Origin of the sequence: Arthrobacter sp. H5 (assembly GCF_000520595.1) — a bacterium.
Classification (GTDB): domain Bacteria; phylum Actinomycetota; class Actinomycetes; order Actinomycetales; family Micrococcaceae; genus Arthrobacter_D.
On the sequence record NZ_KI914996.1, the window covers coordinates 1 to 15,343 of the forward strand.

General features: G+C 62.2%; 16 protein-coding genes. 10 read left to right on the top strand and 6 right to left on the bottom strand.

Annotation, left to right across the window (positions count from 1 at the left end; translation table 11 throughout):
• The 5 genes from Y708_RS24490 to Y708_RS0111430 all read right to left on the bottom strand — a co-directional run.
• Nucleotides 1–181 (bottom strand): hypothetical protein (locus tag Y708_RS24490; RefSeq protein ID WP_028278493.1); only part of this gene is annotated, 181 nt, incomplete at its 3' end.
• A 275-nt stretch (nt 182–456) separates the two neighbouring features.
• Nucleotides 457–1,317 carry a prolipoprotein diacylglyceryl transferase gene (gene lgt, locus Y708_RS24495; RefSeq protein ID WP_035776095.1) on the bottom strand — a complete coding sequence of 287 codons (861 nt, stop codon included), beginning with the start codon at nt 1,315–1,317 and terminating at the stop codon, nt 457–459.
• 372 nt (nt 1,318–1,689) lie between these two features.
• Entirely contained in the window at nt 1,690–2,439 is a 750-nt protein-coding gene (locus Y708_RS0111420; protein WP_028280037.1) for a cytochrome c biogenesis CcdA family protein, read from the bottom strand.
• Between the two features lie 72 nt (nt 2,440–2,511).
• Entirely contained in the window at nt 2,512–3,444 is a 933-nt protein-coding gene (locus Y708_RS0111425; RefSeq protein WP_028280038.1) for a F510_1955 family glycosylhydrolase, read from the bottom strand.
• Nucleotides 3,445–3,599: 155 nt separating this feature from the next.
• Nucleotides 3,600–4,043, bottom strand: coding sequence for a cytochrome c oxidase assembly protein (locus Y708_RS0111430; RefSeq protein WP_162150470.1), 444 nt, complete (start codon nt 4,041–4,043; stop codon nt 3,600–3,602).
• Nucleotides 4,044–4,288: 245 nt separating this feature from the next.
• On the opposite strand from Y708_RS0111430, the gene Y708_RS24500 reads away from it, so the two are divergent.
• The 10 genes from Y708_RS24500 (at nt 4,289) to Y708_RS0111480 (ending at nt 12,154) form a co-directional block, all read left to right on the top strand.
• On the top strand, nt 4,289–6,151 hold the full coding sequence (locus tag Y708_RS24500; RefSeq protein WP_216699781.1) for a bifunctional copper resistance protein CopD/cytochrome c oxidase assembly protein: 1,863 nt from the start codon (nt 4,289–4,291) through the stop codon (nt 6,149–6,151).
• Nucleotides 6,152–6,944: 793 nt separating this feature from the next.
• A complete protein-coding gene (locus tag Y708_RS0111440) occupies nt 6,945–7,298 on the top strand; it encodes a hypothetical protein (protein ID WP_028280040.1) in 354 nt (117 codons plus the stop codon).
• Complete coding sequence (locus Y708_RS0111445; RefSeq protein ID WP_028280041.1) at nt 7,298–7,525, top strand: hypothetical protein; 228 nt, start codon at nt 7,298–7,300, stop codon at nt 7,523–7,525. Before Y708_RS0111440 ends, Y708_RS0111445 begins: the two co-directional genes overlap by 1 nt.
• Nucleotides 7,522–7,743 (top strand): hypothetical protein, encoded by a 222-nt coding sequence (locus tag Y708_RS29165; RefSeq protein ID WP_155853829.1) that lies wholly within the window; start codon nt 7,522–7,524, stop codon nt 7,741–7,743. The genes Y708_RS0111445 and Y708_RS29165 overlap by 4 nt, the downstream gene beginning before the upstream one ends.
• 223 nt (nt 7,744–7,966) lie before the next feature.
• Nucleotides 7,967–9,127, top strand: coding sequence for a redoxin domain-containing protein (locus Y708_RS30440; RefSeq protein WP_216699782.1), 1,161 nt, complete (start codon nt 7,967–7,969; stop codon nt 9,125–9,127).
• 8 nt (nt 9,128–9,135) lie between these two features.
• On the top strand, nt 9,136–9,375 hold the full coding sequence (locus Y708_RS0111460; RefSeq protein WP_216699783.1) for a glutaredoxin family protein: 240 nt from the start codon (nt 9,136–9,138) through the stop codon (nt 9,373–9,375).
• Nucleotides 9,376–9,464: 89 nt separating this feature from the next.
• A complete protein-coding gene (locus Y708_RS0111465; RefSeq protein ID WP_028280043.1) occupies nt 9,465–9,848 on the top strand; it encodes a BlaI/MecI/CopY family transcriptional regulator in 384 nt (127 codons plus the stop codon).
• Nucleotides 9,845–10,807 (top strand): M56 family metallopeptidase, encoded by a 963-nt coding sequence (locus tag Y708_RS0111470; protein WP_028280044.1) that lies wholly within the window; start codon nt 9,845–9,847, stop codon nt 10,805–10,807. Before Y708_RS0111465 ends, Y708_RS0111470 begins: the two co-directional genes overlap by 4 nt.
• A 102-nt stretch (nt 10,808–10,909) precedes the next feature.
• A complete protein-coding gene (locus Y708_RS0111475; protein WP_051478927.1) occupies nt 10,910–11,212 on the top strand; it encodes an SHOCT domain-containing protein in 303 nt (100 codons plus the stop codon).
• A gap of 258 nt (nt 11,213–11,470) precedes the next feature.
• The gene (locus tag Y708_RS0111480) at nt 11,471–12,154 is read left to right on the top strand and encodes a DUF4396 domain-containing protein (RefSeq protein ID WP_035776124.1); all 684 of its coding nucleotides are present in this window, start codon (nt 11,471–11,473) and stop codon (nt 12,152–12,154) included.
• Between the two features lie 620 nt (nt 12,155–12,774).
• Here Y708_RS0111480 and Y708_RS24515 read toward each other — a convergent pair.
• The coding region (locus tag Y708_RS24515; RefSeq protein WP_343212967.1) for a heavy metal translocating P-type ATPase at nt 12,775–15,343 on the bottom strand (2,569 nt) is incomplete at its 5' end.

A 15,343-nucleotide genomic window follows, 5' to 3' on the forward strand; every position in this document is an offset into this window, starting at 1 on the left:
TGTGGTGGGCGGTGCGCACCGGGGCACCTCCGGGCCCGGCGCCTGCAATTTTGGCCATGACCTCCTCTGCTGAACCCAGGTACTGCTGGGAGACGATGCGGGGCTTGCCGTCAACCCGGGCGGACTCCACTGCGTAGTAATACGTTTTGCCGTCCTGCTTCTTGCCCACAATCGAAGTCATATCTAGGTAATACTACAAAAACCGCGCCAATACTGGGCGAAACGCCCAAAAATCAGAAAATCCCGGAAACTCCCGCTAGGCCGCTCAGACCTACACGAAGGGACTGTACGGGCGGGTACAGACAACCAGTGACCTTGCTCGTGCTGGTGGGCTTTTGCGGGTCATCCACTTGTGGGCAGGTGGGGAGCCCTTGCGGCCCAGCTCAAAGCCGTCCACCTGTGGGTGAGTCGCGCCAGCCGTGACGAGGTGCTGTCTCGACCCCACTTAGGGACAATTTAGTCTTTGGTCGGGCCTGTTCTGGAGCGGGAGCGGGCCTTGAGGGCGAAAAACGTGATGGTGGCGGCGAGGAAAAGGATTCCGGAGACCCAGGTGTTGACTCTCAGTCCGAGGATGGTGTTGGCGTAGTCGGAGCGCATCAGCTCGAAGAAGAACCTGCCTGTGGTGTAGAGGGCAACATACAGAGCGAGAACTGATCCGGCTCCTAAAGTGTATTTCTTGTCCAGGAACAGGATCAAGGCCGCCGCGGCCAGTGTCCACAGTGACTCATACAGGAAGGTCGGCTCGAAGTATCCGAGAACGACGGGGGCACCATCGGCGCTCTGCCGGGCCCTGCCGGTTGCAGGGTTCATGTCGTGGATTTGGAGTGCCCAGGGCTGGGTGGAAGGGGCGCCGTAGAGCTCGTTATTGAACCAGTTTCCCCAGCGGCCGATCGCTTGTGCGATGAGTACGCCGGGGGCGGCGGCGTCTGCGAACGCCATGAACTGGACATTGTTTCGGCGGCAGCCGATGTAGGCACCAACCGCGCCCAGGGCGATAGCTCCCCAGATGCCGAGTCCGCCCTCCCAGATCCGCAGTGCACCCCAGGGGTCTTTACCTGGCCCGAAGTAGAGCTGGTAGTCGGTGATGATGTGGTACAGCCTGCCTCCAATGATTCCGAAAGGGATCGCCCAGAGCACCACGTCCAGTACCTGGCCGGATTGGCCTCCCCGTGCGGTGAGCCTCCGCTCGGTAAGCCATATCGCGACCGCGATGCCGGCAAGGATGCACAGCGCGTAGAAGTTGATGGAAAGCGGTCCAAGCTGTAGGGCGCTGATGGTCGGGGATGGGATGTATGACACTGGTTCGTCGGGGTTCATGAGCTGGTCCAATGAAAGGAGGGCCCGGGCGGGAGGAGTATCGGGCAGGGCAAGGAGGGTCAGATATCAGGAAAGCCACATGGAGGAAATTGCTCTAGCAGTCTGTGTCGTTCGGCTGCACTGTTGTCCCTGCAAAGGTTTCTGGGCGAGGTGGTTGGCCGTTCTCTGACGTCTATGTCCCACAGCGCGGCTGGGTGAATATGATGATCGGAGGCTCATCATGCGAATCCCGTAAATGGGAGAGCAGCATGAAAATAGGGTGCGGTGGCGGACCGGTGATTCGACTGTTAGCCATCAGCTTGGGTTCTGGTAGGGCGTCCAGTAAGGAATCCGCTGTGAGGCGTGGCCCGTCGCCGGCGTAGACATCTCCTCTCAGACCGGGGTGAGGTAGGTGCCGGCCAGATTTTGCAGTTGGTAGATCCATAGGCTCCAGGCCCCTGACACCATGAGCAGTCCGACCAGGATCAGCAGGGAGCCGCCTGCGATGTTGAAGACGCGGATGTGCCGTCGGACAAATGACAGTGTCCGTGTTACCCAGCCGACGCCCAGGGCTACCAGGACGAAGGGGATGCCCAGTCCGAGGCAATAAACGAAACCCAGAAGCGCGCCGCGCCACGCGGTTCCGGTGGTGGTGCTCAGGGCCAGGACCGCGCTGAGGGTTGGTCCCATGCAGGGTGTCCAGCCCAGACCGAACACCACTCCCAGTAGTGGCGCGCCGGCTACCCCGTTCTTTGGTTTCCATCCGAGTTTCCTGGTTTGCTGGAAGAAGGAGAAGCGCCCCACGAGGATCAGGCCCATGAGGATGACGAACAGGCCGAGGATGCGGATGAGCAGGTCCTGCCAGCGCAGCATCCAGCCGCCGATGAGTCCGAAAGCCGCGCCGTAGAAGGTGAAGACCAGCGCGAACCCGAGGATGAACAATCCAACGCCGGTCAGGACTTTGCGCCGGTTTCCGGCGGAGTTCGGGTCAGTAAGGCCGGAGACGTACCCGACATAGCCTGGCACCAGCGGCAGGATGCACGGCGATATGAAGGACACGATGCCTGCCGTGAGGGCCAGCGGAATTGCCAGGAGGAGCGCGCCTGATTGGACGGATTGTGCGAAGAATTCTCCGATTGTCACAGGATCTCCCGGCCGCCCTCAGGATTGTCCGGGCGTAGGTGAGGGGCCAATGCCCCGTGTCGGGGGCTGCTGCTATCCGGCCGAGACGGTCGTGGCAAAGGACGCTCCCTCATCCTCGGAGAACTCGATGCCTTTTTCCGTTGAGACCCAAATCCGCAGCTCCTCCTGCTCGTTCATGTCTGCGGCGATAGCGGAAGGCTGGGAGGTTGATCCTCCAGTTTTTTTCCACGTTTGCCCCGCGTCCTGGCTGATGTGCACAGCCCCTTCCGGGCTGACCCCTACGACGGTGTCCGCATCGGCGAAGGTCGTCAGCAGGAGCACCGGTGAGTCGGGCGGCAGAGCCCAGGTCTCTCCGTTATCGCTGGATCGTTGGACGCCTTCTTCCGTGGTCGCCAGGACGGTCGGCCCGTCGACGGACGCCGCAAGGTTCGCGGGTTGGACCTGTGTCTCTACTTCGGACCATTCCTTACCATCGGTTGTTTTCCGCAGTGTTCCGTCGAATCCGATGACGCCGTCTTCGGATACGGTCAGGGTGTGAAAGTCAGACTCGCCCTGGCGGGAGAGTTCCTGCCACGTTTCTCCCCCGTCGGTAGACTCGATTAGCCCCATGGGATTGGGAAGATCCACTTCAGGTCCAGGGTGTCCTGAGGCGTAGTACAGGTCTTTCCCGTTACTGGCGAATCCCATCAGATCGAGGGTCGGGCCGAGCTTTTCGATAGGGTCGGCCGCAACGTCGAACAGCCCGTTGTGGGTGGCCAGCAGGAGTTGTTCGGTGTCCGCATCGAACGCAAGGCCATGCACATGGCCGAACGGGTTCTCCCCCGGTGACGGCGATCCATCGCTGTGGGGTATTTCATCGTTATGTGGCGCCTCGTCGCTGTGTGCAGACTCGCCTGACTGACCGGAGGCCTGTTGCCCGCACGCCGCCAGGAGAAACATCGCGGCGATTCCCAGGGCTGCGGTGCTCACTTTCTTGCCGTTACGGGGAAGGGTCTTTGGGAACATGGAATCTCTTTCTCTCGAATTTTGGTGGAGCCGGGCGCTCCGTTTTGCCGCGAACCGGCGCCTGTGGCGCCTCCGTCCACCGTGACGGAGCGGAACACCTACTCCACTACTATTACTATCGGCAATAGTAGTGGAGTATTTGGGGTGGCCCCAAATCAGTGTGTCGGAACACCGGGAACCAGGTTCCGGGCGCCTGTGCGCACGGGGCGTTCGATGGCGAGGGCCAGCAGGGGCGGCAGTGCGGCACCCCAGAGGATCAGGCCGGCGATGGGCTGATTGGTCGTGACTGGGATATTCCAGAGGTCACCCACGAGGAGGTACCAGTCCCCTCCCACAAGGCTTTCGCGTGTTGTCAGCGAAATCCCGGCGGTTACATGAAATGCCACCACGGTGAAAAGTGCCGCTAGCTTAGCCTTCACCGCGCCAGGAGAGGGTGGCTGTGACAGTAGTGCGTGGGAGAGCAGGTACCCGACCACCAGCGCGGCAGCAGTTGAGGCGATCCGCCCGCCGTTGCTGCTGACCACCTGCCCCAGCAACGGCGTGAAATACAGTGCCCCGTGGAAACCCACATAGACCAACGAAGGTAGCGAGGACGTCACCTCCTTCCTCAGTGTCGCATCCGTCTGACCACTGAGGGCCGTCGGGTCCAGCGTCGACCTCGGGTCAACCCACGTAGCGGCCGCCGGACGGCCGGTACCGACCCATCAGCACCACGTTCCCGGGTTTTGCGGCCGGGATCCGGTCAACTACTATGTTTCCTAGTAAACATATCTTGAGGAGAGTACGACAGCTCATGCAATCGTTGTCCTGGGTCGGATTGGCCGGCCCTGCGATTAGTGCTCTCATGCCGATGCATGGCGAGGTGTCAGAAGGCGCCAATGACTTCGTCCTCTGGGCGTTGCCGGCGATGAAGCTCCTGTTCAACGTCTCCGGTGCGGCGGTGACGGGCACACTGGTCCTCGCCTGCATAGCTCTGAACCCCGACAGCAGGGCCTACGCCCGGGCGCTGAACCTCGCGGGAGCCTCCGCGGTGGTGTGGGCCCTGGCCTCCATCGTCGCGGCCGTTCTGGACTACCTGGACAAGTGGGGCGAGCCGATCGCCTTCACCGAATCCTTCGGGCAACGCCTCATCCTGTTTTTCACCGACGTGGGGCTGGGGCAACTGTGGGTGGCCACCACGGTGATCATCTCCGTCATCCCTCTGCTGTGCTTCGGGTCCCGGCGACTGTCCGTCGCTGCCGTCGCCGCCGTTCTCGCCATTGCGGGCTGGGTGCCTCTGGCCCTGATGGGGCACCCCAACTACGGGGAGGCCCACGAGGCCGGAATTGTGGCCTTCGCCTTGCACATCATCTCGGCCGCGGTCTGGCTGGGCGGTCTGATGGCCCTGATCGTCCTGCGGCCCGTCCTGGAGCAGGAGCGACTGCGGCACGTGGTGCTGCGCTATTCAACCTTGGCGTTGGTGTCCTTCGTCGTTCTCGTCTTCTCCGGTGTTCTGAGGGCACAGGTCACGGTTGGGACCGTGGAGAACCTGGTGAGCTCGCCCTTCGGGGCCCTGGTGGCGGTGAAGATGGCCGCCATCCTGTTCCTCGGTGTCATCGGATTCGTGCAGCGCCGCTGGGTGCTGTCCTTAATGGACAGGCAGTCCTCCGGCCGCCAAAGGGCCTTCTGGTGGCTGGTGGCCTTCGAGGTGCTCGTCATGGCCCTTGCATCCGGGGCGGCGGTGACTCTGCTGCGACAGGACGAGCCGGTCCCGGTCCTCGTCGTGGATTACCGGGTGCTCGCGGAGTCCATGGCCGATGAGCCTCTGCCACCCGATCCCGGCGTCCGCACATTCCTGACGGAGACCCTGTTCGACCCGCTGTGGATCGTGTTGGTCGTCGTAGGCCTCTTCTGTTACATAGTGGGGGTGCGGCGGGTCGTGTCCCACGGCGCGCGCTGGCCCGCGACCCGGACGCTCTCCTGGACAGCGGGCATGCTTGTCCTGCTCTACGTCACCAGCGGCGGCGTCAATCACTACCAGAACTTCCTCCTCAGTGCCCAGGTCCTAGCGCAAATGTCTCTCGCTACGGTGGTTGCCCCGCTGCTGGTGCTGGGCCGTCCGATCGGGCTCGCACTGCTGGTCGTGCGTCCCCGCGAGGACGGCAGCAGGGGCGTGCGTGAGTGGATCCAGGCCGCCTCCCGGTCGCGGGTCTCCCGCGCGCTCGTCCAGCCGTACACGGCTGCCGGCCTGGCCATGGCCTCCGTGCTCGCGTACTACGTCTCGCCGTTGCTCGAGTGGTCTGCCCGGGAACTGCTGGGGCACCAGTGGATGGTGGTCCACTTCTTGTCGGTCGGCTGCCTCTTCGCCACCTCAGTTCTCCGCGGCCCACGCCGCGACGCACCGTCCCGGCGTCGTGCCCGCAACGCGGTACTGGCCGTGGCCGTGTTCTACGCCCTGTTCGGCGGTTGGATGGTCACCGGCGCGCCCCTGCTGTCCGCCGACTGGTACACGGCGATGGAACGCCCCTGGGGCATCGACCCCTTGGTGAACCAGCGCCTCGGCGGGTGGTACGTCCTGCTCCTCGGGATGGCCCAGGCCGCGGGCCTAACCGCGCTTCTGTCCCGGCGCTCTAATCCCGCAGCGTCGGACCGTAGCGCACCGCTCACCTCTGCGGAGCAGACCACCGTGACCGGACCTACTAGTGCCGGAGACGAGCTCACCACCTGAGCTCTGCGCCTCGGCTTGATCGGTGGACACCGCGGTCAACGGCTGACCGATGCCTGATGGTGTGTGTTTGGTCAACTTGAGTCGGCCACTTCAGCATGTTTTTCTGTCGTTTGAGCACCGAGCTATCTCATCAGGGCGTGGTTGGCCCTGTAGGGCTCTCCGCGGAACTTTAGGAGCCGACCATTATGGACGCGACTCTGTCGATGGCTGCTGCGGCTGTTGTCGTCGCCAAATACGGTTCCCCACCGATGTGGAAAGTGGCATACGTTCTCCGCTGTCTCCGATGTGCATGGTTTAGGAGCCATAGGCTTGCTTAGCCCGCCGTCTCACTTCCTTTGTTCTGTAACCGCGCCCACGGTCTCACCCTCGGCCGGATCCGAGGATAAGAGATAGGTATGCGCTGAGGCAGGACCGGCAGGAAGGGACATCGTCAAGAGCAGGACTGCAGCAAGCGACGCAGCGAGCACCTCCCGGAGAGACCTCCTGACCCGGGTCGGACCACACCGGATCCTGGGCGATCCTCGATCCATTAACCACTCCTTCATTTCCGCCGTGGATCGATACCTCCACTAGATGACGTGCCGCCTGACACGGACATCTCCTTCAGTACTATTATTCGTAGTATTTTTGCTCCCGACACCGCACCTGCGGACCACAGACGCCCGGCAGGAATGCTGCCCCTTGGAAAAACACCTCTTGAAGCCCTACCAGGCCCGCGACTACTAATCTGCCTAGTACTTTGCTACTATCTTTAGTAGTAGTTGATACTGACCGAACAATGAGAGGAACGTAAGTGACTTTGAGTTTGTGGATACCCACCGCTGCAGCTGCAGGGCTTTTGGCCCTGGTGGCCGCTGCTCCGTCAGTGGCCGCTGGACCTCCGGCTGCCGAGAGCCCCAGCGCCACTGCTGAGGCCACCGGCGGTCATCATGGCATGAACAGCCAGGACTCGGATCCAAACATGGCACAGATGCACGAATCAATGACCAGGGACAACCCCGGCATGAAGCGTATGCATGAGCAAATGACGAACGATAACCCCGGCATGGCGCGCATGCACGAACAGATGATGGACGCGGACTTCGACATGGGTACGAACGAGATGATGCCCTCAAGCCCAACCCCGACCGATGAAGGAGAACTCTAATGAGTGAAGCACTGTACGCCCTTGCCCTACTCGCGTGCCCCGTTGGGATGGGACTGATGATGTGGTTCATGATGCGCGGCAGCAAGGGAACCCCTGCGCAGGATAAACGTCTCGATGAGACGGAGCTGGTCAAGTTGCGCGCCGAAGTCGACCAACTGCGCGCCGGCCGGAATGACGCAGCTGACGACACATCCCTGCCGCAGTCGACAGGTGCGACTTCTCGATGACTGAATGGGCATTGCCGGTGGCTGTCTTCCTGGCATCGCTGACAGCCACGTATTTCTTCTGCCTCCGACCAATGCGGCGGGGAAACTGCGCCATGGGCCAACGGGCATCCAGCTCAGGAGCCTCCGAGGGCCCTTCAACCCAGGCAACAGAGCTGGCACAATTGCGCGAGCAGGTTCAAGCCCTCAAGACGCAGCAGCAATCGCCCTCCCGGCACTGAGGCGCGCACCTCAAAGAATTTGGTCGGACCCATCCCACGGCGCACCCGCGCATATGGATTAACCACCACCAGGGCAGGTTCGACCAGCGGAGCTGTCGCCGCGATGCCCCGCGCGTGCCTGCCCCGTGAGGTCGCTCATCGGGTTTAGCGTCGGCTGGTGGCTGCTCTTTGACGTCGTAGTACCGGCCCACCGCATCAACATCAACATCGAAAGGATGGAGGCGTGGAGGAAATACTCCTATCCACCACCATATTGGCGTCATTTCTTGGTGGCATGGTTGTCCTTCTCGCCCCGTGTTGCGTCTCGGTCATGCTGCCAGCATTCTTTGCCACGACCTTCAGGCGAAAGACGCAGATCCTGGCCATGACGCTGGTCTTCGCCGCTGGAGTGGGCACCATCATCTTGCCCATAGCCTTCGGTGCTGCAGCGCTGAGCCGGCTGCTGATCGACTATCACACCCCGGTCTTCACCATCGGCGGCTTGGCGATGATGGTGATGGGTGGGCTCATCCTGGCGGGCAGGAAAATCATGCTGCCCATGATTGTCCGCGGCGGGTCCGGTGGAAGCACCATACGTTCCGTCTATGCCCTTGGCGCTTTCTCCGGTGCAGCCAGCGCATGCTGCGCTCCGGTGCTGGCAGGAGTGGCAGCGGTGTCCGGTGCGGCATCGTCTTTCCCCGCCGCGTTGGCGGTCGGCGTCGCCCCGAAAGGAATCCCTCTGATGGGACCAACAAAGACTTCCGAATCACCCAGGAAGAACACCTCGCGGCCGCTAAAAATCTGGGTACTGGTCGCCGTTGTGGTTGCCGCCGTGGTTGGCCTGTTCCTGGTGTATCAAGGCTCCACCGACCCCGAGCCCGGCCCCGCCCAAATGCGGGCGGAGGGCGTGGATTACGACGTCGGATCTCCCGGCACCGGATCCGAGGCCCCCGCCTTCACCCTGCCTTCCGTGGAGGGGGGCCCCGTGGAATTGGGCGACTACAGCGGCAAATCAACTTTGCTGTACTTCCATGAGAGGTTGGGGTGTCAGCCCTGCTGGGACCAGATCAAGGACCTGGAAGAGAATCCCTCGGTTCTGCAGGAGGCCGGGATCGACTCTTTGGTCACCATCACCAGCGGGCCGGCCGATCTCATCGCCCGGAAAATGTCCGACGATGGGCTGGAAACGGTGGCGCTGGCCGATACAGACCTCACCGTTTCCCGACAGTATGAGGCGAACAAATTCGGAATGATGGGAGAGTCGAGCAACGGACACACCTTCATCCTCGTCGGCCCTGAGGGCACCATTCAGTGGCGCGCCGACTACGGTGGGGCTCCGGACTACACCATGTATGTTCCGGTGACCCAGCTGATGAATGATCTCGAGGCAGGGCGGGCCGGCTGATGCATACCATGACCCTTCTGACACAGCAGAACTGCACGTGGTGTGAGCAGGCAAAAAACATCCTGCAGGACGTGTCAACCACGCATTCATTAGTGATTGAGGAAGTCGAGCTCGCGAGCACCCGGGGCCGCGAACTCGCAGTGCGTTACGGCGTCGTCTTCGCCCCCGGAATTCTGGTTGACGGGCAGTTGTTCAGTTTCGGTCGGCTGTCCGAGAAAAAACTCCGGCGGTGGCTCGCAAAGAATTAGCACGGTGTGCAGGGTCTACTATGCACGATAGGATTAGTATCACAGGCTCGTTTTAGGTCCGTTTTACTGCATAAAGAAAGGGTGCTGGCATGCATCGTCTCGGCCAGCTTGAATCCGCAATCATGGAGCGGATGTGGTCCTATCAGGGTGCTGCTGCTGTGCGCGACATCCTGGAGGACATCCAGCGGGACCGGGAGATCGCCTATATGACAGTCAAGACTGTCATGGACACCCTGAACCGCAAGGGGTTGCTGGTGCGTGAGCAGGACGGCAGGGCGTTCCGTTACCGTCCCACGAAGACCCGCGAACAGTATGCCGCAGCGCATATGGGTGAGGTGCTTGCCGGTGGCAGCGACCGTACTGCGACCCTGCTGCACTTTCTGGAGCAGATCCCTGCCGATGAAGTGGCGCAGTTGCGGGTAGTGCTGGACCAGGCCGCGCAGATCAAGGCGCAGACCCAGGCCAGCGAGTGAGCGCCCCGCTCCTCTTGCTCGTCTACGCCGTCGCCGCTGCCGCGGTGGCACCGCTGTTGTCCAGGGGCACCTGGTCTGACCGGTCGCCGAGGGTCGGGATCCTTGTGTGGCAGACGCTGTCGGCAACGATTATCGCGGGCATCGTCTTCGCAGGGGTGGCGCTGGCGGTGCCTGCCATGCCGTTCACCTCGAACCTTGCTGATTTCCTGCGGGCATGTGTGATGACGCTGCAGGAGCAGTACTCCACGCCCGGAGGTGCCATCGTCACGACTGCAGGTGCCCTCACCGCTGCCGCCGTAGCAGCGCGCACCGGCTTCTGCCTTCTCGCCGAATTGCTCTCAGCACACAGGGCGCGCAGGCAACAGCTGCAATCGCTGGCACTCCTGGCACGCCGGGACTCCAGCGGGCAGTTCCTCGTCGTCGAACACGCCGACGCGGCAGCCTACTGCCTCCCGGGTCGGCGGAACGAAATCGTGTTCACCTCCGCAGCATTGGGCGCCCTTGATAAGGATCAACAGGCCGCGGTCCTCGCCCACGAGATGGCCCATCTGCGCGGACGCCACCACCTGATTCTCGCCGCTGCGAACGCAATCCACCGCGCTTTCCCCCGGGTTCCGGCGTTCCGCATCGCCCGCACCGAATTGATGCGTCTGGTCGAAATGGACGCAGACGACCGCGCCGCACACAGCAGCAGCCGGCTGACTGTAGCCACCGCCGTCGTCCGGCTGGCCGAAGCAAACCCGGCACCTTCCGCGGCCCTGGGTGCAGGGGGCGCCAGCGCCCTGGCCAGAGTGCGCCGGCTCGCCTCCCCCACAGTCCCCCTTGGTGTCCTGCGCACTGCCCTAGCGGTTACCGCCGCAGCCGCAATGCTCGTGCTGCCATTGACCGTGGCTGCAGCACCGGCGGTCTCCAGCGCCTACGCACAAACCTGCCCCACCGGCTTCCCCGCCTCCGCCTAACCCCGCCTCCGCGTCCACGGCGCCGCTTCACCGCTCTTCGGAAAAGTCACGTTCCCCTGAATGAACTTAAGCGCACTCTACTAGGTTGTATAGTAGAGTGCGATGTGCAGGTCCGAAATCAACTCAAAGGTGGTACAGGGTGTGGGCGGAATAATGGACGGCGGCATGATGGGCGGCGGCATGATGGGAGCGGCGGTCATCTGGTCGATTTTGGTGGTGCTGGCCCTGGTAGTGACAGCGACGGCATTGGTTATGATTGCCCGCAGGAGCGGCACGGCGCATCGGGCCGATCGTGCCGCTACCGCACAGGAGTCCCGCGAAATTCTGCGTTCCCGGTACGCCAAGGGTGAGATTGACGACGAAGAGTACCGGCGCCGGCTCACCTTCCTGGGTCAGCCCTCGTAGCGGTCAGCTGGACGAGCCCCTTCTCAGGTGCCCGACTGGAACACAACCTGTCCCGCCCTCACAGCGACCGTCTGTGAATCAACCGGCTGGCAGCGCCCTCTTGGCTAGTCCGTATGGCTACCCGTATGCGCACCCGCGCACGGTGGTCCCGCAGCCGATGAAAGCTGCTATGCACCCCCCACGGGCATTCACCCGTGGTTGACGAACACCACTAAGAAAGTACCCACCACTATGAATGATGCGCCTGATATGACGTCCATGGAAACAGCTCTGCCCGGCTGGTTGACGCCGGTGTCCTGGATTTTTGTTGCACTGGGAGTGATCAGCGCAGCGCTGGTGCTGTATGACATCTACGGGCGGCGTAACCAGCAGCCCAACGCCGCCATGGGCATAGTGTGGCCGATCTCTGCCCTGTACCTCGGGCCGTTCGGCCTCTGGGCCTACAACCGGTGGGGCAAGACCGGCAGCAGCACCCCGGGGGGTCGGGCGGCTCGGTCTGAGAAGGATTTTCACGGGAAAACACTCACCGGCAGCACCCCGGGCGGAGCCGCTGCAACCGTGGGGCACTTCATCGGAGTTCCCCTCGTGGTCGCCAGCGGGCTGACCATCGCTGGAACTAACCTCTGGGTACTGATTATCGTCATCGCGTTACTGGCCATCGCCTTGTTGTTCGTCTTTGAGTACTTTTTCGCTTCCTCGGAAGGCCGCGGTTCTGCCGGGAAAAGTGCCGGGGTTGCGTTGCTGACAGCCTCCGTCACCGTCCTGGCCTTCGACATCGGCATGGGCGGCTGGATGCTTGTCATGCACTTCGGAAACTTCATGCCGGCTCCCACCGACATCAGTTTCTTCTTCCTCATGCAAATCGGTCTTGTTCTGGGGTTCCTCACCGCATATCCCGCAGTCCGGGCTCTTATCCGACGCCGCGTCGCAGTCGCCGCATAAGCGCAACACCCCCGCCGGGAAACACCTATTCCATCTGCTGACGGTGCCGGCAGCACCAGATGCTGCCGGCACTGTCAGTTTAATGTGCTCGAGAGCCACCGAACGCCCGCTGACCAAGCTGCCCATGCGGTCGCGGCCACACGATTAGTCTCGCCCTATCACGTGCGTGTTCAATCCACGACGCTCGAGTGGAGTCCCTTCTATCCCGTGTAGGCGGCGGCAAGCAGGAGGCCCCACCCGGGGTGGAGAACGGCCCTGATGGTGAGATCAGCGACCAATACCGCCCGAGCGACAGGAAAAAGGATCCTGCCGACAGCCCAAGCAAGCCGAAGGGTGGGGAAAATCCGGCCGCGCCGTCTCTTCGGGACCGTCACTCAGAGGAGCACACCGAAGGTGGCCTCCGGCGGATGCTCACAGTCTGCAGCCGACAAAGGTGAACAGGGCTGGCACGAGCCAGGAAATTCGGACGACGGACGATACCGGCTGGTCTTCGCAGGAGCGCACCTGGGATTAGCGCGGAGCTGGGCGTTTCTTGCGTGTGTCTGATCTGCGGGTCGACGAAAGCGCCTGAACGGGTAAGGTGTCGACCAGTATCAGAGCCGCTGTGGGTCCGTTGACTTCTAGGATTCTTTAGCTGTCCTGGGTGTTGGGGGTGTGAAGCGATTGAGGCGGGCCGAGTTGACGACGACGCTGATGCTGGACAGTGCCATCGCGGCTCCAGCAACCATGGGCGAGAGTAGCGCTCCCGTAACCGGGTAGAGCAGGCCTGCTGCCAAAGGGATTGCTGCTGTGTTGTAACCGAACGCGAGGACGAGGTTCTGGCGAATGTTGCGCATGGTGGCTCTTGAGAGCGCAATCGTGTTCGTCATCCCCGAGAGATCCCCGGACATGAGGGTCACGTCAGCGGCTTCAATGGCAACGTCCGTACCGGTTCCGATGGCGATGCCGACATCGGCCTGGGCGAGGGCGGGGGCGTCATTAATGCCATCGCCGACCATGGCCACGAGTTTGCCTTCATCCTGGAGATTACGGATCTCGGCAGCCTTATGTTCAGGAAGTACTTCGGCCAGTACCCGTTCAATGCCTACCTGCCGGGCGACGGCGAGGGCTGTTGCTTTGTGATCACCGGTGATCATGGCAACGTCCAAGCCCTGCCTGCGCAGGCCGGCGACAGCCGACTGTGAGCTAGGTTTCAGAGTGTCGGCGACAGCAATGACGCCCGCCGGTCGGCCGTCAATGGCCACGAACATTGGGGTCTTACCCTCGCCAGCAAACCGATCAGCTGCTTCCGTAAGGTCAGTAATGGGTATCCCCGCATCCCTGAGCAGTGTCGCATTGCCGATGAGGATCTGACGATGGTCAACGGTGGATCGTATTCCTTTACCGGTGATCGAATCAAATCCTGTCGCGGCCATCAACACCGCACCTCTGCTACGGGCGCCTTCGGTGATCGCCGCCGCCAGTGGGTGTTCGCTGTCCGCTTCGGCCGAACCGGCGAGCCGGAGCAACTCGACCTCATCGATACCGGCTGCCGGGAACACGTTGGTGAGCGCAGGTTTTCCTTGGGTGAGAGTGCCGGTCTTGTCCAGCACCACGGTATGCAGTTTATGGACCGTTTCCAAAGCTGCTGCACTTTTGATCAGGACGCCCAGGGATGCGCCTTTTCCGGTGGCGACCATGATCGACAGTGGTGTGGCCAGGCCCAGCGCGCAGGGGCAGGCGATGATGAGCACACTCACGGCGGCCACGACGGCCAACGGGAGCGAATCAGCGAGAACGAACCACAGCACGAACGTGCTGATCGCGATGAAGACAACCGCTGGAACGAAATAGCCCGAGACGGTGTCCGCCAGGCGTTGAATGGGTGCCTTGGTGCTTTGTGCTTCCTGCACAAGTTTGATGATTTGGGCGAGGGCGGTATCTGCTCCGACTCTTGTGGCGCGCATCGTGAACGCACCCGTCGTATTCACGGTTGCCCCGATGACGGTATCCCCGCTGGTTTTAGTCACCGGAATGCTCTCACCGGTGACCATCGATTCATCGATGGATGATCGGCCCTCGATGATTTCACCATCGACGGGTATTTTCTCTCCTGGCCGGACCCGGATGTCGTCTCCGGCACGCACGTGCTCAACCGGTGTTTCCACCTCCTGCCCGTCCCGAAGGAGACGGGCCGTCGCCGGAGTCAGCGCGACCAGGGCACGGATGGCGTCTCCGGTTCCTGCCCGGGCACGGGCCTCGACCAACCGGCCCAGCAGGATAATCGTGATGATGAAACTCACGACTTCGTAGTAGACGTCCCTAACGCCCTCCGGGAGGATCTGCGGGGCGAAGGTGGCGACCAGGCTGTAAAGAAAAGCAGCCGTCGTTCCCAGGGTGATCAGGCTGTTCATTTCAGCGGAACGATTTCCCAGTGCCCGCCACCCAATCCGATGAATGGGCCAGCCGACAATCAGCATCACCGGGAGTGTGAGCACCAACTGAACAATGGAGCTCTCCAGAACGTCGGGCACGTACTGCTCACCCACCAGCTCAGAAACCATCACCGCGTACAGGACCGGCAGGGTCAACACCGTTCCCAGCGCGACCCTCCATCGCAGGTCTTTCAATTCGGCCTTACGGGCCTCGGCTTCAACGTCCTCGGTTGACGCGAAACCCGGTTCGGGGCGCAGACGCGCGGGGAATCCCGTTGAATCCGCGACCGCACGCTCGAGTGTGCCAACATCGACCTGTTCAGCGTCGTAAGTCACGACCGCCCGTTCGGCGCCAAAGTTGACCACGGCGGACCCGACTCCTGCAATGGCCAAGAGCTCGGCCTCGCCGCGTTCGGTATCGATGGGCAGGCTGCGCAACGCTCCGGGCAACATGAACTCGGCGCGCTGGTAGCGGTCCCGGACCTCAAGGGTCGGCCCGACACCTACAGCCCTAGCCGTCCCGCTGCCACCACTGCCACCATCCAGTGGTTTAACGACAGACCCGCCCGGGCCGGCGACAGCACCCCCGGTGGCGGAAGCGCTATCGGTTGTGGAGGCCGGTTCAACAATGAGTCTGCCGTGCAGCATGTTCATGCCACACGCCCAGGGGTATTCGCCTGGTTCCTCAATCATCAAATCGACCGTTGTGGTATTGAAAGCGGCCAGGGACGCGCTCTTGCGCAGATCAGGGAAAACGACACGGCTGGTGCAGTCG

Bases quoted from the DNA above. Each gene is read 5' to 3' on its own strand.
- Y708_RS0111465 (WP_028280043.1), top strand. From the start codon at position 9,465: ATGCATCGTCTCGGCCAGCTTGAATCCGCAATCATGGAGCGGATGTGG.
- Y708_RS0111445 (WP_028280041.1), top strand. From the start codon at position 7,298: ATGAGTGAAGCACTGTACGCCCTTGCCCTACTCGCGTGCCCCGTTGGG.
- Y708_RS0111480 (WP_035776124.1), top strand. From the start codon at position 11,471: ATGGAAACAGCTCTGCCCGGCTGGTTGACGCCGGTGTCCTGGATTTTT.
- Y708_RS0111460 (WP_216699783.1), top strand. From the start codon at position 9,136: ATGACCCTTCTGACACAGCAGAACTGCACGTGGTGTGAGCAGGCAAAA.
- Y708_RS29165 (WP_155853829.1), top strand. From the start codon at position 7,522: ATGACTGAATGGGCATTGCCGGTGGCTGTCTTCCTGGCATCGCTGACA.
- Y708_RS0111475 (WP_051478927.1), top strand. From the start codon at position 10,910: ATGTGCAGGTCCGAAATCAACTCAAAGGTGGTACAGGGTGTGGGCGGA.
- lgt (WP_035776095.1), bottom strand. From the start codon at position 1,317: ATGAACCCCGACGAACCAGTGTCATACATCCCATCCCCGACCATCAGC.
- Y708_RS24500 (WP_216699781.1), top strand. From the start codon at position 4,289: ATGCCGATGCATGGCGAGGTGTCAGAAGGCGCCAATGACTTCGTCCTC.
- Y708_RS0111425 (WP_028280038.1), bottom strand. From the start codon at position 3,444: ATGTTCCCAAAGACCCTTCCCCGTAACGGCAAGAAAGTGAGCACCGCA.